The organism is Mycobacterium sp. OAS707, from assembly GCF_014873705.1.
Lineage (GTDB): Bacteria > Actinomycetota > Actinomycetes > Mycobacteriales > Mycobacteriaceae > Mycobacterium.
In genome coordinates, this window is record NZ_JADBDS010000003.1 from 964239 (window position 1) to 989658 (window position 25420).

Here is a 25420-nt window from a genome sequence, read left to right on the forward strand (position 1 = left end):
AGATCAAGCCGGCGAAACCGAACTCTAATCCAATGTTTTGACAGTCGCACAGTGATTACGCAGTCAGCGCCAAGCCCGCGAGGGTTGAACCGCACGTCCACGGGCTATTCCGTCCCGGTGTACCAACAGGTTCTCGATCCGGTAGCGCATTCACTGGCGTGGAGCTCGCTGGTCGCAGCCCTACCTCTGCTGCTGCTTTTCGTCATGCTTGGCGCGCTGCGGGTGACCGCATGGGTGGCTTCGTTGGTATCCCTGGTGCTGGCGATCGTGCTCGCGGTCCTCGTGTACGGGATGCCGGTCGGCCAGACCCTGCTGGCCGGGACCGAAGGCGCCGCTTTCGGGTTCTTCCCGATCCTCTGGATCGTGATCAACGCGATCTGGGTCTACCAAATGACCGTGGAGACAGGGCATTTCGACGTTTTGAGGCGGTCGTTCGCCCGGGTCAGCGACGACCAGCGAGTGCAGGCGGTCATCATCGCGTTCTCGTTCGGCGCGCTTCTCGAGGCGCTGGCCGGTTTCGGCACCCCGGTAGCGGTGACGTCGGTGATGCTGATGGCGCTCGGATTCCGGCCGCTCAAGGCGGCGGCGCTCGCACTGACCGCAAACACCGCACCCGTCGCATTCGGCGCGATGGCCACCCCGATCCTGACGCTCGGCAAGGTGACCGACCTGCCCAGCGACACGCTCGGTGCGATGGTCGGCAGACAGACGCCGATCCTCGCGTTGTTCGTGCCGCTCGCCCTGGTCGCAATCGTCGACGGGTGGCGGGGCCTGCGCGAGACCTGGCCGGTCGCACTGGTCTGCGGCATCGTGTTCGCGCTCGGGCAGTATGCGACGTCGAATTTCATCTCGGTGCCGCTGGCTGACGTGGTCGCGTCGCTGCTGTCGGCGGCCGCGGTGGTCGCGATGGTGCGGGTCTGGCGGCCGCGCGTCGAGCACTCCCCCGCGGTCGTCGCCGGTGGCGCCGCTGATGAGCCGACGCCCGAGTTCGCGCAGCGGGTCGCGAATCCCGACAGCCGCGCCGAGGTCGCCAAGGCGTATGCGCCCTACGCGATCATCATCGCGGTCTTTGTCATCTGTCAGATCGGCGCGGTCAAGAAGCTGCTCGACAAGGCCACGATCAAGTTCGGATGGCCCGGCCTGCACGTCGTCAGTCCCAAGGGAAAGCCGGTGTCGCTCACCGAATTCACCCTCAACCTGCTGACCACCCCCGGCACCCAGATGCTCATCGCGGGCCTGCTGACGATGATCGTGCTGAAGCTGTCGGTGCCGCGCGCGATCAAGGCGTACGGCGCGACGCTGGTGCAGCTGCGCTTCGCGATCGCGACCGTGATGATGGTGCTGGCACTGGCGTTCGTGATGAACCTGTCGGGGCAGACCATCACACTCGGCACCTGGATGGCGGGCGCGGGCGGCGCGTTCGCGCTGCTGTCGCCGGTGCTCGGCTGGCTCGGCGTCGCGGTGACCGGCTCGGATACGTCGTCGAACTCGCTGTTCGGCGCCCTTCAGGTGACCGCAGCCAACCAGGCCGGACTGTCCGATGTGCTGATGGCCGCCACCAACAGCTCGGGCGGCGTACTCGGCAAGATGATCTCACCGCAGAACCTGGCCATCGCCGCGGCCGCGGTCGGGATGAACGGCAAGGAAGGCGACATCTTCCGCCGCGTGGTGGTGTGGAGCCTCGTGTTCCTGGCGCTGCTGTGCGTCCTGTCGGCGCTGCAGGCCTCGGTGCTGTCGTGGATGGTGCCCTGACGAAACCGGTTGGCGGCCAGGCTATTTGGACTGAACCGCGGTCAACGCCTCGTCCAGCGTCGGGTACAGCGCAAAGATCTGGTCGAGGCCGGTCAGCTGAATCGGGCGACTGGTCGCGGCGCTGTTCGCAACGACCGCGAACTGCGCGCTCTCGCTGACGTTGTTGTGCGTGGCGACCAGGGCCTGCAGGCCTGCTGAGGCGAGGAAGCCGACCTCTGACAGGTCGATTACCAGCCCCGTCGGCTTGGGTATCAGGGCTTCGTCGATAGCGGCTTCCAGTGCGGGGACCGTGGCCAGGTCGATGTCTCCGTCGACCTTGAGCACGGCGATCCCATTCTGGTAGGCGAGCGCGGTGGCGATCGCTTCCTCGGCGGGCATGGGGAGAGCCTAGTAGGCAATCGCAGGAGGAGTTTGGCGACTTCGTCAGTTGGACTCCCTTCGCAAAGACTAGGGTCGGCTCAGGACTCGTGCATTCGACTGGGCGCGAGTGGAGTTGGGAGGCCGCCGAATGTCTGAATCGACGACAGATCTCGCCGCAGGCGTCACCATCCCGCCGGCCGAGCTCGTCGGCGAAGTTCTACTGCCCCAACTCGTCCAGCACCTTCGCCAAAACCGCACCGTCCTGCGTGAGGAGTGGGCGCGCCGCATCACCGAAGCCGAACTGCTCACCGCGATGTCGCCGGAGGAGATCTTCTCCGAGGCCACCACGGTGTACGACAGCTACGTCGAGGTGCTCGAGACCGGCAGCGTCGAAGCGCTGCAGGACTACGCACGCGACCTGTCGGAACGCATCATCCCCCGTGGCGTCGAAACCGACGAGGTGGTCGGCATCGTGCTGCTGCTGCGAGACGTGCTGGCCCGCTCTCTGTTCGAGAAGTACCAGACCGACTTCAACCTGCTGAACCGGGTGCTCGACGCGTACGAGCCCGCCGCGAACCGCATCGCGAACACCGTGGCCGTCGGCTTCGTGCAGGAACGCGAACGCATCATCCGGCAACAGCAGGAAGCCATCCGCGAGCTGTCCACACCCGTGCTCCAGGTGCGCGAACAGCTGCTGATTCTGCCGATCATCGGCGTGCTCGACAGCCAGCGCGCCCGCCAGGTCACCGAGCAACTGCTCCGTGCCATCCGCGCCAACCGCGCCAAGGTGGTCGTCATCGACATCACCGGTGTGCCGACCATCGACTCCACCGTGGCCAACCACCTGGTGCAGACCGTCGACGCATCCGGTCTGATGGGCGCCAGCGTGATCATCACCGGCCTGTCGTCGGATATCGCACTGACCCTGGTGACCATCGGGCTCGATCTGTCCAAGATGAACGCCGTCGGCGACCTGCAGGGCGGTATCGAGGAGGCCGAGCGGCTCCTCGGTTACGAAGTTACCCGAACCGGCGAGCAGAACGGCTGACGGCGCTAGCGCGACATGCCAGTACCCATCCTGAAACAGGGCGCGATCCTCATCGCTTCGGTGCAGGCCGCGCTCACCGACTCCGACGCCGAACGGCTGCGCCACGATCTGATGGAGCGGGTCAGCCGGTACCGCGCACACGGCATCATCGTCGACGTCACCGCGATCGACGTAATGGACTCGTTCGCCGCCAGGTCGTTGCGCACGATCGCGCACATGACCCGGCTGCGGGGCGCCGACACCGTAATCGTGGGTCTGCAACCCGAAGTGGCGTTCGCGATGGTCCAACTGGGCCTTGTCTTCGACGACATGTACACCGCGCTGGATCTCGAGGAGGGACTCGCGTTTCTCACCCGGCAACTCGAAGCGCGCCAGCCGACGATCGGGCGCGACGGTGCCGATTGACGCCGAGATGACCCCGAGAGAAGAAGTGATCGACGTCAAGAATTCCGACGACATCGTCGCTGCCCGCCAGGCCGGGCATCAGCTCGCCCGGGATCTCGGTTTCTCGCTGACCGACGTCACGATGATCGCCACCGCGATCTCGGAGGTGGCGCGCAACATCACCAGTTACGCGGGCTCCGGCGCGATCCGGGTCGCGGTCGCCGAGCGGGACGGACGCACGGCGTTGGTGGTGCGGGCCGAGGACGAGGGTCCCGGCATCGTCGACATCGAACGTGCCTTGGAGGATGGCTACTCGACGGGCCGGGGCCTTGGCCTCGGGTTACCCGGTGCTCGACGCTTGATGGATCGACTGATCGTCGAGTCGACGCCCGGGCAGGGCACGGTGGTCGAGATGTGGAAGTGGATACCGGCCAATGCGTAGAAAGGGGTCGATCGGACCGATTGAGTGGGCCGCGGCGCGTCGCCCGCTACCCGGCGAGGACGTGTGCGGCGACTATCCGATCGCCGTCGACCTCGGAGGCACCGCCGCGTTGTTCGGGGTCGCCGACGGGCTCGGTCACGGCACGGCCGCGGAGACCGCGGCACTACGCGCCGACGAGGTGGTCAACCGCAGCCGCAATGAACCGCTCGACGTGCTGCTGCAGCGCTGTCACCGCGGACTCACCGACACACGCGGCGCGGCAATCACGTTGGCGCGCATCGACTTCGAGACCGACACGCTGAGCTGGATCGGCATCGGCAACGTGACGGCCGACCTGGTCTCCAAGAGTGCAGCCGGTATCCACATCCGGGCTTCAGCACTGCTGTCGGGCGGCATCGTCGGCTATCGCATCCCGCACGCCCTGGCCACCCACCAGGTATCGATGACCCCCGGCGACCTGCTCGTGATCGCCACCGACGGCATTTTGGAAGACCACGTGAAGGGCATCGACTTCGCCGCACCAGCGATGTCGATCGCCGAACACATCCTCGACGTTTACAGCCGCGAGTCCGACGACGCGCTGGTGCTCACGGCGCGGCATCGGGGCGTCTCGTCATGACTCCCGCGGCCGAGTTTCACGCCTCCTACGCCGCCGCGCTGAGTGCCTACCTCGCCGCACAGGGCGAAGACACCCTCGCAGTCGGCCATGAACTCGGACGCCGCGCACTGGCTGAACAGATCAGCATCCTGGACATCATCGAGAACCACGCACGCCTGGTGGCAGGGCAAGACTCGGCGGTCGCGCTGCAGTTTCTGCTACAGACGCTGGCGACACTGGACGTCGCTACGCGCGGATTCATCGACGGCACAAAGAGATACGAGCAGCAGCGGGCCCGCGCCGACGATCTGGCCGACCGCGACGAGTTCCGCACGGCTCTGGTGAACTCGCTGCAGGAGGGCTTCTTCGTTTCCGACAGCAGCGGCGCGGTCATCGAGGTCAACGAGGCGTTCGCCGACATCACCGGTTACGGACCCGAGGGTCTGCCGTACGCATGGCAACACCCGTGGATGGCCGACGACGCCGGCTCGGGTGATCGATTGTCAAGGCTGCTCGCCGAGGGCACTCTGGAGGCCGAGGCGCCGATCCGGCATCGCGACGGTCACACCGTATGGGTGGCGATGAGCGTCAACAAAGTCACCTCACCGGGCGCCGAGGACGCCGGGGGGACCTACGTCGGAACCATTCGCGACATCACCGCCCCGCGCGCCGCTGCCGAACGTGAGCGCGCCGTCGCTCATTTGGCGACCGCGGTCAGCGTCGCCAAGAGCATCGGCGAGGTGCTTTCGGCCACCCTCGACGAGTGCCGAACCAGGCTGGGCGTGCGGCAGGTGGCCGCGATCGCGTGGCCGCCCAGCGAATACGAAGAACCGACGGTGCACCTCGCAGGCACGCCCGTGACAGTAACGTGGCATGACCTCGAACCCGAGCTGCGGCGGTCGCTCGACGACGCCAGGGCATGGCTTCCGCTATCGGTCGAAACCGTCGGCTGGGCAACGGAATTCGACTACGCACATGGCATCGTGGCCACTTTGACGCGTGACCTGACCCTGTGGCTCGAGTTCGACGCACCCCGCAGGGTCGGCGCGGAAGACCGCCAACTGGTCGCCGCGCTCGCCGGCCACCTCAGCCTTGCCATGCAGCATGTGCGCCAGTTCGAGCTCGCCCGTGACACGTCGTTGACGCTGCAGCGGGCGATGCTCGCGCCGACAGAACTGCCGCCTGGCTTCGCGGCGCGCTACGAGCCTGCGGTCTCACCGCTGGAAATCGGCGGAGACTGGTACGACGTGCTGCCTGTCGGCGACGACCGGATCGGCATCATCGTCGGCGACTGCGTCGGTCGCGGGTTGGCCGCGGCTGCGGTGATGGGTCAGCTGCGCAGCTCGGCCCGTGCGCTGCTGCTCACGGGTGAATCGCCGGCGACATTGCTCGAACACCTCGACTCAGTAGCGGCGTTCATTCCAGATGCGTTCTGCACCACCGTCTTCGTCGCAATCCTCGATGCACAATCCGAGACGCTGTCCTACAGCAGTGCCGGACACGTGCCCGCGGTACTGGCCGATGTCGAGGCTGAACCACAGCTGTTGATCGATGCGCGGTCGGTGCCGCTGGCCGTGCACAGGGACGAACCCCGCCCACAGGCCACCACGACCCTGACCGGCGGTTCCACCCTGCTGCTCTACACCGACGGTCTTGTCGAGCGGCGTGGCGAACCGATCGACGCCGGCATCGCTCGGGTCGGCGACGTGCTGACGCGGACCACGGAGCTGCCGGTGGACACCGTGGCCGACACGATGCTCGAGCAATTGGCACCCGCCCTCGGCTACGACGACGATGTCGCGATCGTGCTGTACCGTCACCCGGGCCCCGCGCTCGTCATTGAAATCGACGCGATTCCAGCACGATTGACCGATGTCCGGCATCAGCTCACCGCGTGGCTGCACAGCGCCGGCGTATCCGAGATGCAGGCCGCGGACATCGTGTTGGTGGTCAACGAGGCGTGCAGCAACAGCGCCGAGCACGCTTACCGTGGTCAGGACCCCGGCCCGATGCGGGTGGAGGGGGCGGTCGATGACCAGCACATTCACATCCGGGTCGCCGACTCTGGTTCGTGGAAGACACCGCCCGCCGACCCCGGCACCAGGGGCAGGGGCCTGCTGCTGATGCGGACACTCAGCGACAAGGTCGACCTGGAAGGCACCGCGCACGGCACCACTGTCGGCATGCGGTTCGCGGTCGGATAGGCCCACACCGTGAAGGTTCACGTGATATGACAGCTACGGCAATTTGCGGCTGTCGGGCCTGCCGCTCGACGTGCCGGAGGTACTGATGACCAAGATATCCGGGGCATCCAGTACCGACGCGCGTCAACCCGCGCCGATGCGGGTGCTGTTACCCGCGATCCCGGCGAGCCTGGCCGTCATCCGCGCCCACCTGCGCAAGTGGTTGCCGACCGCGGCGGTGAATGCCTCGGCCGCGGCCGAGGTGCTGCTCGCCGTCGGCGAAGCCGCGTCCAATGCCATCGAACACGCTGTGCGCGACGCCGCCCACAATGTCGTCGTGGAAGTCACGGCACGCGCCACTGATACGGGTCTGGCGTTGACCGTCAAGGACAACGGCCGCTGGCATGCGCCACAGTCGAGTCCGCGGGGTCGCGGCCACGGCAGCAGGTTGATGAGGGCCCTCGTCGACACAGTCACGATCACGCCAACCCCGCAGGGGACCACGGTGGAAATGCGCAAGGAGCTGTAGTTAATGAACAACCGTCAGTTCCAGATGTCCGCCGCGGACGCCGAGCAGCCGCCGGTGGTCACCGCGTCCGGAGACATCGACCTGGCCAACGTCAACGAGTTCTCCGAAGTCCTCGACCGCGCCGCCGCCGATAGCGACACGATCACGGTCGACCTCTCTGAGGTGACCTACTGCGACAGCGCTGCCGTACGAGCCTTGTTCGCTGTCGCCGCGACGACGAAGCTCGCGTTGATCGTGCCTGCGACGGGACCGATCATCACGCTGCTGAACATCTCCGGCCTCGACCGCGTAGCCACCGTCGCGACCCGCGACTGAACATGCCCCCGCCCCACTTTCAACCGCGCCAGCATCCGCAGTTGATGGCGCTGCTGCATCGCATCCTCGAGCGGATACAGTCCGACCACCTCGATGCGGTCGGATTGACGATCACGGTGCACGACAAGCGCCATGACGAGGCGCCGTCCGTGCTCGCCGCAATCGGTGTGGGTGCCGAGTTCGTCGAAGCTCAGCTGGCAGGCATCGGCGGTCCGGTTCCCGATGCAATCGCCTATCAGGTGCCGGTGCTGAGTCCAGACCTGTGGACCGACAACCGCTGGCCCCAGCTGACCCTGGCGAGTATGAATAGCCTTGCGCCGCAATATGAGTCGACGTGGGAACAGTTACACGGCGTCGCCGCCGTTCCCGGCGTGTGGGCCGACGATGCGACGGTCGTCATCTGCTGCACGCTGTCCCAACCTGCCGGCGCTGCGACGGTGGCCAGCCTGATCAACTACGAACAGCTGATCTCAGCGGCGTTGATCACCACCGCGGCCGAGAACGCGTCCGCGATCGCCGACATCATCACGGTGCTGCAGTCACGCGGCGCTATCGAGCAAGCCAAGGGTGCGCTGATGGGCCTGGTGCGTTGCGACGCCGACCACGCGTGGCGGATCCTGCGTCGCGCCAGCCAGGAGTTCAACGTGAAGCTGCGGGAACTGGCCGTCGCGCTCCTCGAGCACATCAGCGGCGCGCCCGCCGAACAACCAGACACCGGAGCGCCGATCACGCCCGACGAACGCACCCGGCAAGCGGCCCGGCTGATGTGGGCCGCACTCTCGGACCCGCCACTACCGCAATAGGTGTGCGCCCGCACCCGCGTTGGTGCGGACGATCGTCGGCGCGTTGTAGCCGGCGTCGGCGACCGCTGTGCGGACGGCGTCGGAGATGTGGTCGGACTTCGCGGCAGGCGCCAGCGCGATCACACATCCACCGAAGCCGCCGCCGGTCATCCTGGCGCCCAACGCACCTGCCGCCACCGCGGTGTCGGCGATCAGGTCGATGTGCTCGGTGGTGATCTCGAAGTCGTCGCGCATCGATGCCTGGGATGCGTTGAACAGATGGCCGATCGTCGTGAAGTCGGAATCCTGCAGCGCGGCAACGACATCGAGCACGCGCTGATTGTCGGTCAGGATGTGGCGGGCCCGCCGGGCATCGACGGGATCGGCCACCCCGGCCAGCACGGCAACGCCGCGGTCCTGGACCTCGCGCAGCGAGGCCACGCCGAGGTCGGCGGCCGCCCGTTCACACGACGCCCTGCGCAATGCGTACTCCCCACCGGCATGTTGGTGTGGTGCCCGCGAATTGATCAGCAGCAGGGCGACATCGGCGGCGTCGGGATCGAACGCCACCGGTTCGACGGTCGGCTCACGAAAGTCGATCATCAACGCTTTGCGCGATTCACCACACAGCGAGGCCAGTTGATCCAACATTCCGGTCGGCGCACCGACGTATTCGTTCTCGGCCCGCTGCGCCAGGCGGGCCAGTTCGACGCGATCGAGGTGAATGTCGGCGCCCGTTGTCAACGCGCCGATGACCGCGCACTCCAGTGCCGCCGAAGACGAGACACCAGAGCCCATTTCGACATCGCTGACGATCGACATCGTCCCGCCGCGGATTCGGTGGCCTGCCGCGTGCAGCGCCCACATCACCCCGGCCACATAGCCCGCCCAGCCGTCCACGTCGCCGGGTGCGGTGTCGAGCGGGATCGACACGTCGCCGTCTTCCTGGTCGCTGCGCACCGCGAGTTGCCCGCCGTCATCTGGCGCATAGGTGACCACCGTGCGTTCGGGTAGCGCGATCGGCAGCGCGAAGCCCAAGTTGTAATCGGTGTGTTCGCCGATCAGGTTGATCCGACCGGGCGCCGCGTATCGAATCATGCCAACTCCCGCAGTCGCTCGGCCACACTCTCCGGAGTCACATCGCTGATGAATGCGTTCATCGCGGACTCCGAGCCGGCCAGAAACTTCAGTTTGGTCGCGCTGCGCCGCACCGACATCAGCTCGACGTGAAAGTAGCCCTGCCGCTGTTCGTCGGAGTTGGCGTATTGGTGGAGTGCCGAAATATAGGGCAGCGCAGTGGGATACATGCGATCGAACCGCTTCAGGACGTCGAGGTAGATCTGCGCGAAGCCGTCGAGCTCTGCGTCGGTCAGGTCAACGAGGTTGTGTACGAATCGGTTCGGATAGATGTGCACTTCCACGGGCCACCGCGCCGCGAACGGCACGAACGCGGTGAACAGCTCGGTGCTCGCGACGATGCGGCTGCCCTCGCCAACTTCGCGGGCAAGGATGTCGGTGAACAGGTTGCCACCCGTGCGGTCGGCATAAGCGCGGGCCTCGCGCAGCATCTCGGCCGCCCGCGGCGGCAGATACGGGTAGCCGTAGATCTGACCGTGCGGGTGGGTCAGCGTCACGCCGATCTCCTCGCCGCGGTTCTCGAAGCAGAACACGTTCGCAATGCCGGGGCGAGCCATCAGATCCGCGGTGCGATGCCGCCACGCGTCGACGACGAGGCGCGCGTGCGCCTGCGCGAGTTGGCTGAACGAGCCGGTGTGATCGCTGGAGAAGCAGATGACCTCGCATCGGCCGTGGCCAGGGGCGGACTGGAAAAGATCCCCGTTGGGGTACGGAAGCTCGAACGCGGCACCGCCCGCCCCGGACAAGCTGGGGAAGCGGTTCTCGAACACCGCGACGTCGTAGTCGGGTGCCGGGATCTCACTGGTTAGCCCGGTAGGACCGGGGCACAGCGGGCACTGGTCGGCAGGCGGCTTGTAGGTCCGATCCTGGCGCAGCGCCGCGATGATCACCCACTGCCCGGTCTGGCGGTCGAACCGCAACTGCGACCGTTGATCACCGCGCTCGGGCAGCGGGCGCCTGTCGGGCACCGGCGCCGGGGTGTGCCCGGCCAACGGGAACATCAACAGCTCACGACCGTCGGCAAGCGGCCATCTCGTCGGGTCGGTCACGGGTGCACCGTGGCGATGGTCAGGCGCCCGACATGTTCCTCGACGATGCCGCGGTCGACGATGTCAAGGCCGTCGTCGACGATCAGGTTGTCGACCCGGCGCATGCGTGCGAACACGTTTGTCCCCACTTCTCGGTACTTGGTGTGATCGGCCAGCACCGTCAACTGAGCGCCGATGCCGATCATCGTCCGATTGGTCTGTGCCTCAGCGATATTCGGTGTCGTCAAGCCCGCCTCCGGGTCGAAGCCATGTACGCCGAGATACGTGCCGTCCACCCGGAAGGACCCGATCGTCGCCTCGGCCACGGGTCCGACGAGCGCATCCGACGGCGTGCGGACTCCGCCTGACAGATACACCTGCGGAGCGTCGGTCGCGTCGGGATCGGTCAGCACCTCGAACACGCGCAGCGAGTTCGTCACCACGGTGATCGACGACCGGTGCCGCAGCCGGCGCGCCAACTCTGTGGTCGTGGTGCCTGCACTGATCGCGATCGTCATGCCGTCTTCGACGGTCTCGGCTGCCACCGCGGCGATCGCCGCCTTCTCGGCGCGCTGCTGGCCCGCCTTGACCGACGACCACGGTTCTTCTCCGCGGTTGTGCCGGGTCACCGCGCCGCCGTGCACTTTGCGAAGCAGATTCTGCGCATCCAGCGCGTCGAGGTCGCGGCGCACGGTCATCTCGGACACGTCGAGTTCGGCGGCCAGGTCGGCGACCCGGACCGCTCCGTCGGCGTTCAACGCCCGCAAGATCGCATATCGGCGTTCGGCGGCGAGCATGGGAACGCACAATATCAAACAAAATTTCCTGATTTGGCCCAGTTTGCTGGGGTCGCCCTGTTAGTTTCTGGTTGTTTGTGACCGATCATGTGCTGGATTCGACTTACTCCAACCAAGGAGTTGATGACTACGAGATGACCGAAAACGTGCTGCGCCTCAACCTCGGCTGGCTCGATTACGTGCTCGTCGCGATCTACTTCGTCTTCGTCCTGGGCATCGGCTTCATCGCCAGAAGCCAGATCTCGACAAGCCTGGACTTCTTCCTGTCCGGCCGCCGGTTGCCCGCCTGGGTGACCGGTCTGGCGTTCATCTCGGCGAACCTCGGCGCCGTCGAGATCATGGGCATGTCCGCCAACGGCGCCCAGGTCGGGCTGTCGACCATGCATTACTACTGGATCGGCGCGATCCCGGCCATGCTGTTCCTCGGCGTGGTGATGATGCCGTTCTACTACGGCTCCAAGGTGCGAAGCGTGCCCGAGTTCATGCGGCGGCGCTTCGGGCCCGGCGCCCACCTGGTCAACGCGATCAGCTTCGCCACCGCGCAGGTGCTGATCGCGGGGGTCAACCTGTTCCTTCTTGCGACGGTCATCAACGCGCTGCTCGGCTGGCCGCGGTGGCTGTCGCTGATCGTCGCAGCGCTGGTTGTTCTCAGCTACATCACGCTGGGTGGCCTTTCGGCCGCGATCTACAACGAGGTGCTGCAGTTCTTCGTCATCGTGGCGGCGCTGGTGCCCCTGACGATATTCGGGCTGACGAAGGTCGGCGGCTGGAATGGCTTGAAGGACAAGGTCATTGACACCGTCTCCTCCGGCAAGGTGACAGCGACGACACACGAGCAGCTCACCACATGGCCAGGTACGGCGTTGTCCGGGTTCTCCAGCCCGGTGTGGTCGGTGATCGGGATCGTGTTCGGTCTGGGGTTCGTGCTGTCCTTCGGATACTGGACCACGAACTTCGTCGAGGTGCAGCGCGCGATGGCTTCGGACTCGATATCCGCGGCGCGGCGTGCGCCGATCATCGGTTCTTTCCCGAAGATGTTCATCCCGTTCGTGATCATCGTGCCCGGCATGATCGCCGCCGCGTCGATCGGCGACATGATCCGGCTGAAAACGACTGGCAAAGGCGACATCACGTACAACGACGCGATGCTGCTGATGATCCGCGACATCCTGCCCAACGGCCTGCTCGGCGTCGCCATCGCGGGCCTACTGGCCTCGTTCATGGCGGGCATGGCGGCCAACATCTCCGCCTTCAACACCGTGTTCAGCTATGACATCTGGCAGGACTACGTCGTCAAGGACCGGCCCGACAGCTATTACATCGCTGTCGGGCGAATCGCCACCATTGCCGCCACCATCCTTGCGATCTTCACCGCGCTGATCGCGGCGGGTTACTCCAACCTGATGGACTACCTGCAGACGCTGTTCGGCTTCTTCAACGCGCCGTTGTTCGCGACCTTCATCCTCGGCATGTTCTGGAAGCGGATGACGTCGACCGCAGGCTGGGCCGGCCTGGTCAGCGGAACCCTTTCTGCCATCTTCGTTTTCATTCTCTCCAAGGTCGGTGTGCTCAGCCTTCCCGGCCAGGGCGTGCCGTTCGTCGCCGCATCGGTGGCGTTCGTCGTCGACATCGCCGTCAGCGTGGCCGTCACCATGGTGACCACGCCGAAGCCCGTCAGCGAATTGGTCGGACTGGTGTACTCCGAGACGTCGAAGGACGTCTTCTCCGACCCTGAGAGTGCCGGAAAGGCGTGGTACTACAAGCCTGTTCCGCTCGCCGCGGTTTCACTCGCACTGGTCATCGTGCTCAACATCGTTTTCCACTAGCCGGCTTTCACTGAGAAGGACTTGAAGATGCGACACCTTTTCGACGTCCGCAACATCATCGGCGCGCTGCTCGGGATCTACGGCATCGTGCTGACCATCGCCGGCTTCGTCCCGGCCCTGCTCGGCAACCACCACAGCGCCGCCACCGACAACCCCGTCGACCTGTATGTGGGCACCGACGCCAACTGGTGGGTGGGCCTGGTGCTCATCGCCGTTTCGATCGTGTTCATCGGCTGGGCGTTACTGCGGCCGGTGAAGGTGCCTGAAACACCCGAAACAGCCTCAGCGACAGAGGAAACCGAGCCGCACTAGGCCGAGCGGCGCGCCATCGCCGCCTCGAGTTGCTCCTCGTAGGCACCCTCGTCGCGACCGAGCGCGATGGTGGCCGAAACCATCGCGATCGTGCTGATCGTGATCAGCACGGCGTCGAGGTGGCTGACGTCCAAGTTCTCGCCGAGCACGATCGCGCCGAGCAAGACGGCGATCAGCGGTTCGAGCACCAGCATCGTCGGCACCGACGTCTGCAGCGACCCGGCGTGAAAAGCCGACTGCTGCAGGAAGGTTGCGAAAACCGCAATCAGCGCAAGCAGATACGGCACCGGCGTGCTCAGCAGTGCGCGTACGCCTTCGTGAATCAGGACGTGCATCAACAGCTTGGTCAGCACCGCGACGACACCGAACAGCACACCGACTGCGAGTGCGAGTAACACTGCGCGCTTCCAGCCCATCGTGCGAGTCGCGACCACCACGCATGCGCACACCGCGGCCGTGCAGATCACCGCCACGAGCGCGGTCAACGGCAGCGACGCCTCGTAGTCACCGGGGCGGGTCTTCGCGAGCACGACGAACACCGCAAGCGCAACCGTCAGCACCACAGCCCACAGCCATTCGCCGCGGGTGACGCGCCGGTGGGCCAGCCTGGCGCTCAACGGCAGCGCGAAAAGCAGCGCCGACACCAGGATTGGCTGCACCAACAGCAGCGAGCCCTTCGCCAGCGCAAGCGCCTGGAAGACATACCCCGCGACCGCCGCCGCGGTGCCTGCCCACCACAGTGGACGGCGCAGCAGGGTGAGGAACATGACCGAACTGACGCCGTGCTCTTGTGGGACGTCCATCGTGGCGCGCTGGCGCACCACGATTCCGATCGCAAGAAACACCGCGGCGAGCACGGCGAGCAACACCGTCAGACCATGGCCTACCAAAGCGTCGCGCTCCTTTCGGGCCACGGCCACCACACCGGACAAGAACAACATATATGCGCGCGCGGTGCACCCTTCGGGCCAGCTGTCCAGATGGTTTCAAACCCGGGCGATTGGGCATAAAACAGCCCATGAACTTGCGACGGTTGATTTTGCTGGTGGGGGCGGTCGTGCTCGTGGTCGGCATCATCGGGCTGCTCATGCCCGTATCGGTGCCCGGGCCCGACAACGGCAGCATCGGATGCGGCAATGGTCTCGCTGCCGATCAGTCAGCCGCACAGCAGGCGGACAACCAGAATCCCGCCAACCTGCCGATACTCAACCAAGTCATCCCGCACACCGACTATGTCCAGCAATGTCAATCGGCGGTCTCGAGCCGGCGGACGTGGGCCATTCCGGTCGCGGTGATCGGTCTGGTGGTGATCGCAGGCTCGTTCGTGGTCGGCGGCCGGACCGGCGCGCGAACGCCCTAGCGCGCTAGCTGGCCTCGCGGCCGCCGACGAGGTGCAGGCGCGGCTCGCGCGGTTCTTCGGTGCCCAGCTTGTCGGTGACTCGCTCGACGACTGTGTCCACTCGATGGACGGCTCTGTCGCACAGGTCGCGCACCCTGTCACCGGCCGCGTCGACGTCGTCGGCGGCGCTCAGCAGATACGCCCTGACGTTGACGCGCAGGCGTTCTCCCGCACGGCGTACGCGACGGCGGAGCCGATCGTCGATCTCGACGGTGACGTAGGGCAACACCTGAAGCTTCATTCCCGCCCTCCCCTTCGTGGATGCCTGGCCTCACCCTACTGGGCAGCGCGGCCCGCGGCCGGGGCTGGCGCTACGAAGATCCGGACGCGGCCTTGGCCTCGTCTTCCTGTGCCTTCTGGATGGCCGCCCGGCCCTCGGGGCTGGCCGCCGAGTTGCCGGGATCCTTTGCAGACGCGACGGTGGCGTTGCAGTTCAGGTAGACCAGGACGGTGTCGGTGACAGGGGAGAAGTCGTCACCCTTGATCCACGGCGCCGACTGCGAATGCGAGACGATGCATTCGTCGTCGGCGAGCGTGTCACCGGCCCGGCTGGCGATGACGGCCTTCTTGCCCGCATCGCTGATGGCCTTCGACGCGTCGCCATAGGTCTGCCCGCTGTAGTCGTCGGCCGCGGCGACGCCGGAACCAAAGAACGCCATCGACACCGCCGCCGCACCGACAGCGCTGATGGCATAAACGCCGAACTTCTTCACGTACGACCTCCGGAGCCTGTGGTTGTGCTTGTCAAAAACTGAGGGTTTTGTGCACAGGACGTTAGAGACGCTGGCTGGCAAGACGCTGATAAGAACAATGCAAGTTCCTGCCAATACCAGGCCCGCCCTTGACAGCACTCCCCGAGTTGGACGGCCGCGTCCCGCGCGATGCCGATTGTCACGTTGACGAGCAGGTTTTTTGGACGATATAGTTCAGTTCTCGATACAGATAGGACGCAATATGAGGTCAGGCACCCGTCGCCTCGCCGCTACCGCCGGCATGGGCGCGATCATCGCCATGGGCGTGCTCTCAGCCTGTGGTCAGGGCGAGAAGGCACCGGAGACCACGACGCCCACCACCACGACTACCACCAGCGAGACGACGTCGGCGCCTGCGCCTGCGCCCGCTCCGACGGAGAAGTCGATCAACCCGACCGGCGGCAACCTGTTCACGCCTCCGGTCAAGGCGCCACCGGCGCCGACGGCCATCCCCGGCGACAACTAGCCGCCGGACTGGTCGATCAGGTCCAGATCGCGGCCGGCGGACATTTCGCCGGCCGCGTTTTTGGCGCTCTCACCGCACTGCTGTGCCCGCGGTCGCGAAGGACGCCACGTGGCCGATCGCCATGTTCAGCGCCGACTGCATGAGCCGCGGGTCCCGTCCCGTCTGGGACAGCAGGTAACCGCCTTCCACCGCCGCAAGTAGCCCTGTCGCAAGGGATTTCACGTCGACGTCGGCGACGAGCGCGCCGTTGTCCCGCATCCGCTCGAGCGCCGCACCGAGCAGGCCCCGCCACTCGGAGAAATGCTCCGACAGCGAGGCCCTGGCCTTGTCGTCGGTATCGGACAATTCCGCAGCCAGAGAACCGAGTTCGCAACCCCACAGCCCCCGCCGCAGCGCGCACCGCTGCACCATCGCGTCGCGCCATTGGTAGAGCCCGCGAAACGAATCGACCTTCTCCAGTCGTAGCCGCTGCCAGGACAGAATCTCGTCAGCGCGCATCGTGATGACCTCGTACACCAACTCCGATTTGTCCTCGAAGTGTTGGTAGAACTGGGATTTACTCGCTGCGCTCGCCGCCAATACGTCGTCGATCGTGGTCGCTGCGACGCCCTGCACATGCATCAACTCGGCGGCGGCAAGAACGATGCGGTTGCGCGTGGCAGCGCCGCGTGACGTCAACTTGGGCCGCGTCGCTGGACTGTCTTGCTGCGGCACCCACTTACTGTAACCCGCCGGATTGGAACGTTTGGTCCGATACGCACTGTGACAGTGCCCGGTCCGCAGCCGGAGATATTTCTAGAACGGGTTCCATTTTTCGACATCGTCAATTACTGTCCGCTCGAAGGCAGGAAAGGGGCACGATGGGCTTCTTCGACAGCTGGCTGGAAAGAGCGATCAGAGAGCGAATGCCAGCAACGCTTGGTCCCGATCATATGGTCGACGCGCTTGGTGAGTTGGGACCCGCATATACCGCCGATCGCGGCAAGACGATGCGTGATCCGGTCGAGGGCTGGATGCATGTCGTCGGCTGCACAGCAAGCAACCCCGGTGCGAGCCGGGCGCCGTGTCACATCACGTACGTCGTCCAGGCCGAAGGCGTCGGCCTTTTCTCGGGCGACCAGGTCTTCGAGTTGGACAGCGAGCAATGGCCGAAACCCTGCGACGATCTGCCGGTCGTCTTCGACCGCGCCCACATCGACCATATTCAGATCCAGTGGGACCGGCTGCCGACCCATGCCGAAGGCCTCAAGCACCAAATCAACTCGCACCCCAAAGGCGCAGACTCCTGGCGGAAGACGACGTCGCACAACGCCGCCACCTGAGGTTCACGCCGATGACTTTCGGCCGGTCGGAGTGTCTATACCTCGGACCGACCGAAGGAGATGCGCCGATGGACCTGCCGCCGATCGTCTCGCCACAGGAGTGGGACGCCGCCCGCCAGGAACTACTCGTGAAGGAAAAGGAGCACACGCGCGCCCGCGACGCGCTGGCGGCTCAGCGTCGGAGGATGCCGAGGATGGCCGTCGACAAGGACTACCTCTTCGACGGTCCCGCCGGTCCGGCCAGCCTGCTCGATCTCTTCGACGGCAGGCGCCAGCTGATCGTCTACCGGTTCTTCTTCCAGCCCGATGTCGACGGCTGGCCCGACGCCGGTTGCCCCGGTTGTTCGATGCTCGCGGACCAGGTCGGCCATCTGGCTCACCTCAACGCCCGCGACACGACCCTGGTGTTCGTCTCCCGTGCGCCCCAGGACGCGATCACGCGGTTGAAGAAGAAGATGGGCTGGGACATCCCGTGGTTCACCCTGACCGATTCGTTCGACGCCGACTTCGGGGTCGACGAATGGCACGGCACCAACGCATTCCTGCGAGACGGCCATGAGGTTTTCCGCACGTACTTCGTCGACAACCGTGGCGACGAAGCGATGGGTAGCACGTGGTCATACCTGGACATCACCGCGCTGGGCCGTCAGGAGGAGTGGGAGGACTCCCCCGACGGCTACCCGCAAACACCGCCCTATCAGTGGTGGCGCCGACACGACGAATACCCGGCGACGGGGACTTGACAGCAAATTAGTACTTCGAAACGCTCACGTACCAAAGCCGCGTCAATTAATCTCCCGCCCAACTACAGAGAGGCGTTGCTGATGGGCTGGCTGGACAATGCGATCAGGCGACGCATGCCTGTGACGCTCGGTGTCGAGATCACGACGTCCAATATGGACGAGTCATCAGAACGTAAAGCCCCAGCACCGCCAGCGGCGCCAGCAGTGGTACCCACGGCAACTGGAACGGAAGCGACGCTGCCGCCAGCCCTGCCGCGGTAAATCCCGCCGCTCCCAACACCGTCGGCGAACCGACCGCCGCGGTGTGTCGCAATACGAGGTAGGCCGTCGCGCAGAGCCCCGCCGTCGCGGCCAGCACGGGATCGGCGTCGGCGAGCACGATCACCGCGACGGTGCACAGCACCGCGACCGAGGCCGCCGGCCGAAGCCAACTGCTCACCAACACGGCAGCCGCCGCGACGACGGCCGCGATCAGCGCCGGACCGTCGGCCTGCGCTGCGGCCGACGCCACCATCACCAGACCGAAAGCCGTCGAAACGGCGCGGTTGCTCATGTGTACGCCGCCCGCGGTCGCGCGGGTCTGCGGTGGTCGGGAACCAGTTGCATCGCCTGATCGAGGGTGGAGTCGGCGCGCCACGACACCACGTCGACGCCGATCGTGCGCATGTCGCGGTACATGAACGACCTTTGCAACGACCACATTCGGGCCACCAGGCCGTCACGCTCCTCCTCGAAAGGCGCGCCCTCCAGCACGTCGACGGCGACCACGGTGTGGCCACGCTTGCGCACGTCGATCAGTGCCAGCGCGAATTCCGTGTCGAGCAGGGTGGAGAATGCGACGACGATCGCGCCGGGCGGAAGAGCGGCGCGCGGCGCAAGCGTGCCCGGTGTGGTCTCGAAGTCGCCCGCGGTCAGCATCGCGTCGAGAATCCGGTAGAACTGCCTGCGCCCGATGTCGGCTCCCAGCCAGCGTGGGTGGCGGTCACCGAGCGCGACGACGCCCGCGCGATCACCGCTGCGCAGCGCGCTCTGCATCACTTGCACGGCGCCGCGGGCGACGCGGTCGGTGGCCTCGGTGGCCGGGCCTGGCGGTTGCGGGTACGCGTCGATCATCACCACCACGTCCGCGGCGCGGTCGGTCAGCCGCTCAGTGACATGCAGGCTGCCGCGCCGCGCGCTGACCGGCCAGTTGACCGTGCGCAACTGATCGCCAGGGACATAGCGGCGGACGTCGGCGTACTCGACGCCCGGTCCGATGTGCCGGGTCAGATGGGTGCCGAGCCGGTCCAGCAGTTCGGTGCGCGGAATCGCCGTTGCCTGCGGCGGAGCCAACGGAAACACGAACACCGTGGCGGCGTCGACGACGCCGGTGCCGAGGACAAGTCCCCCGCGGGCAACGACGTTGACGCGAGCCACGATCGGATAGCGGCCCCACTTGTCGGCGGTGACGGTCGCGGTCTGACGCTCGGGCGACCCCGAGTCGACGGTTTCGAGGCTCATGCCGTCGACGGTCTCGAGGGTGAGAGCCACTGTCGCGTCGGCACTTTCGGCGCTGACCCAAACCGTCAGCCGGGTCTCCTCGGCCTCGAAGCATCGCTGCGAGCCGGGCTCGGCGTGCACATGCACCCTCGGCGCGTGCCGCTGCCAGCCGACCGAAACCAGCACGCCGACCATCGGGGCCGCGAACGCGACCAGCTGCCAGTAGCCGCCGATCACCGCGACGACCAACGCGACTGCCGCGCACGTCACCAGCGAGCGCGTCAAAGGCGAAGGGCGCCAGCGCAACTCGACTTCGGTGGTGCGGGTTTCGATCACGTCGTCAGGTCTTTGTCCGCGGAACGGGCAGCCGCCGCAGCAGCTCCTCGACGACGTCGGACCCGTGTACCCGGCGCACCCACATCTCCGGCCGCAGGCTGATCCGGTGTGCCATGGTGGGGACGGCCAGCGACTTGACGTCCTCGGGTATCACGTAGTCCCTGCCGAGCAGCAGCGCCCTGGCGCGGGCTAGCTGCACCAGATCGAGTTCCGCGCGGGGGCTGGCGCCCACTGCCACCTGCGGGTGCTGACGGGTCGCGGTGGCCAGCGACACGACGTAGCTCAACACGTCGTCGTGCACGGTCACCTGCTCGACCGACTCGCGCATGGCGAGCAGGTCGTGCGCATCGACGACTTGATTCACCGTCGGCTCCGCCGAACCGCGGTCCAGGCGTCGCCGCAACATCGACGCCTCTTCCTGTTCGGACAGATACCGCAGTTCGAGTCGGATCGCGAAGCGGTCGAGTTGAGCCTCCGGCAGCGGATACGTGCCCTCGTATTCGATCGGGTTGTCGGTGGCCAGCACGATGAACGGGGCGGGGAGTTTGTGCGTGACGCCGTCGATGCTGACCTGACCTTCTGCCATCGACTCCAGCAGCGCCGCCTGCGTCTTCGGCGGCGTCCGGTTGATCTCGTCGGCGAGCAGCAGGTTGGTGAAGATCGGCCCTCTGCGGAATTCGAAACGGCCCGACTGCATGTCGTACACGGTCGAGCCGAGCAGGTCGGCAGGCAACAGGTCCGGGGTGAACTGCACGCGAGTGAAGTCGAGGCCAAGTGCCGCCGCGAACGACCGCGCGATCAACGTCTTGCCGAGGCCGGGCAGATCTTCGATGAGAACGTGACCTCCCCCGAGCACGGTCGTCAGGATCAGCGACAGGGCGCCACGCTTGCCCACCACCACCCGGCCGATCTCGTCGAGCACGGCTTCGCAGTTGGCGGTGGTGGTCGCCACGGGCAGTCCAGCATTCGGAGTCATACTTGCTCCAACCGTCGCAGAATCTCATCGAGGGCGTCTCGGCCCGGCCCGGGTTCGCTTTCGCCGGACCGGGATACGTTCTGCGGGTCCACCCACTGCCACAGCTGCGGCCCGAACAGCATCGTGCCGGTGGCGTGAAACGCCGCAAGGTTCCTGGCCTGTCGCTGCCCGGTCGCCAGTTCGAACTGCCGGGCCAGCATCGGCCGCAGGTGGCGGTCCCAGTCCCTGCGCGTCGACTCCGCGCGGCTGATCAACGTCTCGGTGCGAGACATCCAGCGGCGCAACGACTCCGCTGCGTCGTTGCCCGTCGCGTCCGACTCGTCGCCTCGCTCGCGCACCAGATAGAACCGCAGGCCCAGTAACACCAACGCCACCATTGCGCCGACGACCACCAGCACGATTTCGCGGTCAAGCACCGCGATCGCGGTGATCTCCACGAGTACCACGATGAAGATGCCCGCGGCGACAAGCCTTTTCATGCCATGCTCCGCAAGTCCGTGAGCACCAGCCTCAGCGCGTCGACCGCGGCATCCCGGTGTCCCTCGTTCATCACGTGCGGTGAGAAGCGTGCCTCCTCGAACAGCTCGACCAGGCGCGTCGCGCTCTCGGCGTTGAGCGCATGTTGGCCGACGGCCCTGGCCAGCACCTCCGACGGGGTGTCGCAATCCAACGGCGCCGCGCCGGGCACGCGGGCGAGTTCGCGCTCCATCGCGGCGTAGCACGCGATGATCGCCTCCCGCGGTTCGCGGCTGAGGTCACCGATCTCGGCGAGGCCGACTTCGGCTGCGCGCGCCAGGGATTCGGCCGCGCCGGGCTGCTGAGGGCTTTCGGGCACCTGACCCTCGGCGGTCCACGCCGTGGCACGGCGCTGCCTGCGCGATCCGACAACCGTGCCGAAGACCACCAACACCATCAGGATGAGCATCGGCGGGATCAGGTAGCCGACCACATTGGGACCCGGTTGCGCTGTGGAATCCGGTTGGGGTGGAACAGGATTAGGGCCGGGCTGCGCCGAAGTGCCTGGATCTGCGGCGGTCGCCGCGCCCGTCGGAGAATGATCCCCCGGCTGCCCGAACCCGAGTCGCGACAGCACCAGCACGAGCAGCAGCCACGCAATGACCACTGCGAGCGCGACGAGCGACAACCGCCATGTCGGGCGGCCCATCGCGCCCCGCCCCTCCGGCAGCGACGTCGGCCCTGGGCGGCGCACCTGCCGATTGCGCAGTCGGGCGACGATCGCGAACGCGATGATTCCGACCGAGATGCTGACCAACGCGATATCGACGATCAGCGCCGCCGGGTTGCTTGCCGGCCGCGTTCGGTCGGCTGCGGCTTCGACGCCCGGCAGATAGCCGCGCAGTGCCCACGCGGTGACGAACAACAGCGCGAGCACCGCGATCACTCGCGCTGTCGACCTCTCGATACCGGCCATCGGCACACCAATCGGCTGGGCTGATCCCATCCTGGCACGGGCGTCGAGGCTGCGGACGGAGTTTCTGAGCGTTGCATCGCGATACGTTGCGATATATCGGTGCGGTGCTATCTTGGACCGAGTGACCACCACACTGCAGGACGCCCGCGTCGCGTCCGCCCTCGACCGCATGTACACCGAAGCAGGCGAACAGTTCGCCCGGCTACGCGAGGACCGCGCCCTGTTCGAACGAGTCGCCAACGCAAGCGCACAGGAGCGCGCCGATGCGCTCAGCGAGATCTACATGCCGGTCACACCGGATGCGGGCCGGTTGCTCTATGCGCTGGTGCGGTCGTCTCGGCCTGCCACGATCGTGGAATTCGGGATGTCCCTTGGCATCTCGGCGCTCCATCTTGCGTCGGCGGTGCGCGACAACGGCACCGGCCGAGTCGTCACCACGGAACTGAGTGCGGCAAAAGTCGCCACGGCGAAGCGGACGTTCGCCGAGACCGGGCTCGACGATCTCATCACTGTCCTGGAGGGCGACGCACTCACCACGCTGGCGGCGATCGACGGGCCGATCGGCTTCGTTCTGCTGGACGGCTGGAAGGAGCTCTATCTTCCGGTGATCGAACTGCTGGAGCCCAAGCTCTCGCCCGGCGCGCTGATCGTGGCCGACAACACGTCGATGGCCGACACGCGGCCATACCTCGACCATGTGCGTGATCCGGCCAATGGCTACGTCAGCGTGAACTTCCCGGTCCGCGAGGGCGACAGCATGGAAATCAGCTGCCGCGCAATCACTTGAGCGCGGCGAGGAAGGTGTCGGTGTACTCGGGCGGGCCGTCGAGAATCGCGCGCAGGTCCACGCCTGCCGAGAAGCAGGCCCCCGCCCCTGTCAGCACGATCGGCCCGTCGATGTTGCGGACCGTGGCTGTCGCGTCCCGGACCAGATCCAGAGTGAACGCGTTGACCGGCGGATGGTCGATGCGGACGACCGTCACACCGTCGGCCAGTTGCACGTCCATCACAGTTGTCTACCGCAGCCGGGCCTTCGCGGCCTTCACCACCGCCCCTGCGTCGCGGCTCGCCTGCTTGCCCTTGGCGTAGGCGTCTTCTGCGGCCGCCAACGCCTCTTCGGCGTCCTTCAGCCGTCTACGGGCATCGTCACGACGCAACCGGGCAGTCGCGAGATCGGACTGCAGCTCGGTCAGCGCCTCGTCCGCGTCGGCTTTCGCGCGCTCGGCCGCGGCCAGCTCCGCCCGCGCCTTCTCCCGCTCGCGGGCCTTGTCGTCGTCCTTCTTCGGCGGTTCCGCCGGCTTTTCGCGGGTGGCCGCCGGTTTGCGTGACGACGTGAAAACCATTGCGGTATCGCCGAACTCGCCGAACCCCGACCACTGCTCGGCCTTGGCCAGTCGCCCGAGTCGAGCGGCGACGTCCGGGTCGGCGATCGCGGCCTGCAGGGTGCCGGCGACGTCGTCACGCAGCGCGGCCGACGGGTCGGTGAGCTCGGCTTCCTCGAAGGCCTGCTTGGCCACGTCGTCGACGAGTCGGCGCTGCTCCCTGGACAGCTCGCGGATGCGCTCACCGTCCATCGCGGTGTGCGCATCCTTCAGCCGCTCGCCGAGTCCGGCCAGGCGCGTCCTGGTGTCCGGGTCCCGGATGGCGAGGCGGTTGACCACCCACGCCGCCATCGTCGGTTTGCGTGCGGCCGAGATCTGCTTGGCCGAATCGGAATCGCCGCGTTGTTTGGCCGCCGCGGCCAGCTTTGTCCGCAGCGCGGTGAACTCCTCGGGCTTGACCTCGTACAGCTCGTCGAGTGCGTCGGCCATGGCATCCATGATCCGCTACGGCGACTGGCCGTGGTCGCGCAACCAGCGCGCGGTCAGCTGCCGATACGCCTGTTCGCCGATGCTGCCGCGCCTGCCGTCGAAGACGTGGTCGGCGTACGGCACGTCGACGAGCGCCACGTCGACACCGGCGGCCCGCGCCCGCTCGACGAACCGATAGGTGCCGTCGACCGGCACCAGATGGTCGGCCTCGCCGACGATGACCAGCGTCGGTGGCGCGTCGGCGCTGATGTGGGTCTCGGAGGCGATGCGGGCATAGCGATCGGGGAATTGCTGCGGCGACCCGCCGGTGTAGGCGCCGGCCATGCCGCGCGACGTCGCGCCCAACGCAGGGTCGCGGTTGTCGTAGAAGCCTGCCGGGTCGACCACCGGGTACACCGCCGAAACCGCGGCGACCCTCGGCATGGTGCCGCCGCATGACGACGGCAACCTGCCCGCTGCCGACAGGTAGGCAGTGTTGACCGCGAGGTTTCCGCCAGCGGAGTGCCCGGACACCGACAGTCGCGTCGGGTCACCGCCGTACTTGGCCGCATTCGCGACGACCCAGCCCAGCGCGCAGCCGAGCTGCGCCTGCGTCACGTCCCACAGGTGACGGTCTGCTGAGGACAGCGTGTAGTCGACGCTGACCACCAGCCACCCGTGGTCGGCGAACCACCGAAGGTCCGCGCTGTGGCCGGTGAGATCCCCGGCAACCCAGCCTCCGCCGTGGATGTAGACGAGAATCGGTGCGGGAGAACGAGATTCGCGCGGCCGGAAGACGGCGAGGCGCAGCGGAGCACCCTCATGAGTCGAGTACGTCACCTCGTCGTCGGGCGCGGCGAGTTTCGGCGCGCCAACACCGAACGTGTCGAGCAGGCTGATGTCGGCGCCTGCGTGCTCAACGGATGCGACCATGCGGGCATCGATGACCGCCCCGCCCGCGACGGTCAGCGCAGCGATGACCGCCAGCGCGGCGCCGATGCGACTGCTGCGCATCCGCCAGTGCACGACCGCGAGCACGCCGCCTGCCACCGCCACAACGATCAGCCAGGGCAGGTACCAGGGCACATACGCGGTGACGAGGCCGAGATAGGGCACGGTGTGGAGATAGGTGCCCACCACCGCGAGTGCGGTCGGCACCACGAGCAGTGCGGCGGCGACGGCTATGACGGGAGCGACAGGCACGATTCATCTTCTCCGACACCTGCGGATGC

32 protein-coding genes are annotated in these 25420 nt (G+C 66.5%); 16 read left to right on the forward strand and 16 right to left on the reverse strand.

The window, feature by feature from the left end:
- The first annotated feature begins 117 nt into the window (after positions 1-117).
- A complete protein-coding gene (locus GGC64_RS22910; protein ID WP_192724794.1) occupies positions 118-1752 on the forward strand; it encodes an L-lactate permease in 1635 nt (544 codons plus the stop codon).
- Between the two features lie 21 nt (positions 1753-1773).
- Here GGC64_RS22910 and GGC64_RS22915 read toward each other — a convergent pair whose 3' ends face one another.
- Positions 1774-2130: an STAS domain-containing protein gene (locus GGC64_RS22915; protein WP_192724795.1), complete on the reverse strand. Its 357-nt coding sequence runs from the start codon at positions 2128-2130 to the stop codon at positions 1774-1776.
- Between the two features lie 130 nt (positions 2131-2260).
- On the opposite strand from GGC64_RS22915, the gene GGC64_RS22920 reads away from it, so the two are divergent.
- The 8 genes from GGC64_RS22920 to GGC64_RS22955 all read left to right on the forward strand — a co-directional run bounded on the left by GGC64_RS22920 (position 2261) and on the right by GGC64_RS22955 (position 8414).
- Positions 2261-3160: an STAS domain-containing protein gene (locus GGC64_RS22920; RefSeq protein WP_192724796.1), complete on the forward strand. Its 900-nt coding sequence runs from the start codon at positions 2261-2263 to the stop codon at positions 3158-3160.
- Between the two features lie 15 nt (positions 3161-3175).
- Positions 3176-3565: an STAS domain-containing protein gene (locus tag GGC64_RS22925; protein WP_192724797.1), complete on the forward strand. Its 390-nt coding sequence runs from the start codon at positions 3176-3178 to the stop codon at positions 3563-3565.
- A 7-nt stretch (positions 3566-3572) separates the two neighbouring features.
- Complete coding sequence (locus tag GGC64_RS22930; protein WP_192725251.1) at positions 3573-3986, forward strand: anti-sigma regulatory factor; 414 nt, start codon at positions 3573-3575, stop codon at positions 3984-3986.
- A complete protein-coding gene (locus GGC64_RS22935) occupies positions 3979-4605 on the forward strand; it encodes a SpoIIE family protein phosphatase (protein ID WP_192724798.1) in 627 nt (208 codons plus the stop codon). The genes GGC64_RS22930 and GGC64_RS22935 overlap by 8 nt, the downstream gene beginning before the upstream one ends.
- Entirely contained in the window at positions 4602-6788 is a 2187-nt protein-coding gene (locus GGC64_RS22940) for a SpoIIE family protein phosphatase (protein WP_192724799.1), read from the forward strand. Before GGC64_RS22935 ends, GGC64_RS22940 begins: the two co-directional genes overlap by 4 nt.
- Before the next feature lie 85 nt (positions 6789-6873).
- Positions 6874-7296 (forward strand): ATP-binding protein, encoded by a 423-nt coding sequence (locus GGC64_RS22945; RefSeq protein ID WP_192724800.1) that lies wholly within the window; start codon positions 6874-6876, stop codon positions 7294-7296.
- A gap of 3 nt (positions 7297-7299) precedes the next feature.
- Positions 7300-7611 carry an STAS domain-containing protein gene (locus GGC64_RS22950; RefSeq protein WP_192724801.1) on the forward strand — a complete coding sequence of 104 codons (312 nt, stop codon included), beginning with the start codon at positions 7300-7302 and terminating at the stop codon, positions 7609-7611.
- 44 nt (positions 7612-7655) lie between these two features.
- Entirely contained in the window at positions 7656-8414 is a 759-nt protein-coding gene (locus GGC64_RS22955) for an ANTAR domain-containing protein (protein WP_225952142.1), read from the forward strand.
- On the opposite strand, the gene GGC64_RS22960 is transcribed toward GGC64_RS22955, so the two are convergent.
- From GGC64_RS22960 to GGC64_RS22970, 3 genes are read right to left on the reverse strand one after another with little or no spacing between them, the layout of a single operon-like run.
- The gene (locus GGC64_RS22960; RefSeq protein ID WP_192724803.1) at positions 8403-9491 is read right to left on the reverse strand and encodes a galactokinase; all 1089 of its coding nucleotides are present in this window, start codon (positions 9489-9491) and stop codon (positions 8403-8405) included. The two genes, GGC64_RS22955 and GGC64_RS22960, sit on opposite strands and share 12 nt — an antisense overlap.
- Positions 9488-10531: a galactose-1-phosphate uridylyltransferase gene (gene galT / locus GGC64_RS22965; protein WP_225952386.1), complete on the reverse strand. Its 1044-nt coding sequence runs from the start codon at positions 10529-10531 to the stop codon at positions 9488-9490. Before galT ends, GGC64_RS22960 begins: the two co-directional genes overlap by 4 nt.
- Before the next feature lie 44 nt (positions 10532-10575).
- Positions 10576-11355, reverse strand: coding sequence for a DeoR/GlpR family DNA-binding transcription regulator (locus tag GGC64_RS22970; protein ID WP_192724805.1), 780 nt, complete (start codon positions 11353-11355; stop codon positions 10576-10578).
- A 134-nt stretch (positions 11356-11489) separates the two neighbouring features.
- Here GGC64_RS22970 and GGC64_RS22975 point away from each other — a divergent pair, with 134 nt between their 5' ends.
- The gene (locus GGC64_RS22975; RefSeq protein ID WP_192725252.1) at positions 11490-13181 is read left to right on the forward strand and encodes a sodium:solute symporter family protein; all 1692 of its coding nucleotides are present in this window, start codon (positions 11490-11492) and stop codon (positions 13179-13181) included.
- A gap of 27 nt (positions 13182-13208) precedes the next feature.
- Positions 13209-13493 carry a hypothetical protein gene (locus tag GGC64_RS22980; RefSeq protein ID WP_192724806.1) on the forward strand — a complete coding sequence of 95 codons (285 nt, stop codon included), beginning with the start codon at positions 13209-13211 and terminating at the stop codon, positions 13491-13493.
- Here the strand turns inward: GGC64_RS22980 and GGC64_RS22985 are convergent.
- Complete coding sequence (locus tag GGC64_RS22985; RefSeq protein WP_192725253.1) at positions 13490-14383, reverse strand: DMT family transporter; 894 nt, start codon at positions 14381-14383, stop codon at positions 13490-13492. The genes GGC64_RS22980 and GGC64_RS22985 overlap by 4 nt on opposite strands.
- Before the next feature lie 128 nt (positions 14384-14511).
- Between GGC64_RS22985 and GGC64_RS22990 the strand changes: the two genes are divergently transcribed.
- Positions 14512-14853, forward strand: a complete 342-nt coding sequence (locus GGC64_RS22990; RefSeq protein ID WP_192724807.1) for an aminopeptidase — start codon at positions 14512-14514, stop codon at positions 14851-14853.
- Between the two features lie 4 nt (positions 14854-14857).
- Here the strand turns inward: GGC64_RS22990 and GGC64_RS22995 are convergent, their stop codons facing one another.
- Positions 14858-15133: a hypothetical protein gene (locus tag GGC64_RS22995; protein WP_192724808.1), complete on the reverse strand. Its 276-nt coding sequence runs from the start codon at positions 15131-15133 to the stop codon at positions 14858-14860.
- 70 nt (positions 15134-15203) lie between these two features.
- Positions 15204-15605, reverse strand: a complete 402-nt coding sequence (locus GGC64_RS23000; protein ID WP_192724809.1) for a hypothetical protein — start codon at positions 15603-15605, stop codon at positions 15204-15206.
- A 241-nt stretch (positions 15606-15846) separates the two neighbouring features.
- Here GGC64_RS23000 and GGC64_RS23005 point away from each other — a divergent pair, with 241 nt between their 5' ends.
- Complete coding sequence (locus GGC64_RS23005) at positions 15847-16110, forward strand: hypothetical protein (protein WP_192724810.1); 264 nt, start codon at positions 15847-15849, stop codon at positions 16108-16110.
- A 69-nt stretch (positions 16111-16179) separates the two neighbouring features.
- Here the strand turns inward: GGC64_RS23005 and GGC64_RS23010 are convergent, their stop codons facing one another.
- A complete protein-coding gene (locus GGC64_RS23010) occupies positions 16180-16824 on the reverse strand; it encodes a TetR/AcrR family transcriptional regulator (protein ID WP_192724811.1) in 645 nt (214 codons plus the stop codon).
- 146 nt (positions 16825-16970) lie between these two features.
- Between GGC64_RS23010 and GGC64_RS23015 the strand changes: the two genes are divergently transcribed.
- Positions 16971-17432 carry a hypothetical protein gene (locus GGC64_RS23015; protein WP_192724812.1) on the forward strand — a complete coding sequence of 154 codons (462 nt, stop codon included), beginning with the start codon at positions 16971-16973 and terminating at the stop codon, positions 17430-17432.
- Between the two features lie 68 nt (positions 17433-17500).
- Positions 17501-18175: a DUF899 domain-containing protein gene (locus tag GGC64_RS23020; RefSeq protein WP_192725254.1), complete on the forward strand. Its 675-nt coding sequence runs from the start codon at positions 17501-17503 to the stop codon at positions 18173-18175.
- Between the two features lie 139 nt (positions 18176-18314).
- On the opposite strand, the gene GGC64_RS23025 is transcribed toward GGC64_RS23020, so the two are convergent.
- The 5 genes from GGC64_RS23025 to GGC64_RS23045 are packed head-to-tail and all read right to left on the reverse strand — an operon-like array spanning position 18315 to position 22398.
- Positions 18315-18728, reverse strand: a complete 414-nt coding sequence (locus tag GGC64_RS23025) for a hypothetical protein (RefSeq protein ID WP_192724813.1) — start codon at positions 18726-18728, stop codon at positions 18315-18317.
- The gene (locus tag GGC64_RS23030) at positions 18725-19990 is read right to left on the reverse strand and encodes a DUF58 domain-containing protein (RefSeq protein ID WP_192724814.1); all 1266 of its coding nucleotides are present in this window, start codon (positions 19988-19990) and stop codon (positions 18725-18727) included. The genes GGC64_RS23025 and GGC64_RS23030 overlap by 4 nt, the downstream gene beginning before the upstream one ends.
- A gap of 4 nt (positions 19991-19994) precedes the next feature.
- Complete coding sequence (locus GGC64_RS23035) at positions 19995-20966, reverse strand: MoxR family ATPase (RefSeq protein ID WP_192724815.1); 972 nt, start codon at positions 20964-20966, stop codon at positions 19995-19997.
- Positions 20963-21445, reverse strand: coding sequence for a hypothetical protein (locus GGC64_RS23040; protein WP_192724816.1), 483 nt, complete (start codon positions 21443-21445; stop codon positions 20963-20965). Before GGC64_RS23040 ends, GGC64_RS23035 begins: the two co-directional genes overlap by 4 nt.
- On the reverse strand, positions 21442-22398 hold the full coding sequence (locus GGC64_RS23045) for a DUF4129 domain-containing protein (RefSeq protein ID WP_192724817.1): 957 nt from the start codon (positions 22396-22398) through the stop codon (positions 21442-21444). Before GGC64_RS23045 ends, GGC64_RS23040 begins: the two co-directional genes overlap by 4 nt.
- Positions 22399-22519: 121 nt before the next feature.
- Between GGC64_RS23045 and GGC64_RS23050 the strand changes: the two genes are divergently transcribed.
- On the forward strand, positions 22520-23185 hold the full coding sequence (locus GGC64_RS23050; RefSeq protein ID WP_192724818.1) for a class I SAM-dependent methyltransferase: 666 nt from the start codon (positions 22520-22522) through the stop codon (positions 23183-23185).
- On the opposite strand, the gene GGC64_RS23055 is transcribed toward GGC64_RS23050, so the two are convergent.
- From GGC64_RS23055 to GGC64_RS23065, 3 genes are read right to left on the reverse strand one after another with little or no spacing between them, the layout of a single operon-like run.
- Positions 23178-23405 carry an enoyl-CoA hydratase-related protein gene (locus GGC64_RS23055; protein WP_225952143.1) on the reverse strand — a complete coding sequence of 76 codons (228 nt, stop codon included), beginning with the start codon at positions 23403-23405 and terminating at the stop codon, positions 23178-23180. The two genes, GGC64_RS23050 and GGC64_RS23055, sit on opposite strands and share 8 nt — an antisense overlap.
- A gap of 9 nt (positions 23406-23414) precedes the next feature.
- Positions 23415-24218 (reverse strand): hypothetical protein, encoded by an 804-nt coding sequence (locus GGC64_RS23060; protein WP_192724819.1) that lies wholly within the window; start codon positions 24216-24218, stop codon positions 23415-23417.
- A gap of 6 nt (positions 24219-24224) precedes the next feature.
- Positions 24225-25391, reverse strand: coding sequence for an alpha/beta hydrolase (locus tag GGC64_RS23065; protein WP_192724820.1), 1167 nt, complete (start codon positions 25389-25391; stop codon positions 24225-24227).
- Positions 25392-25420: the final 29 nt, after the last annotated feature.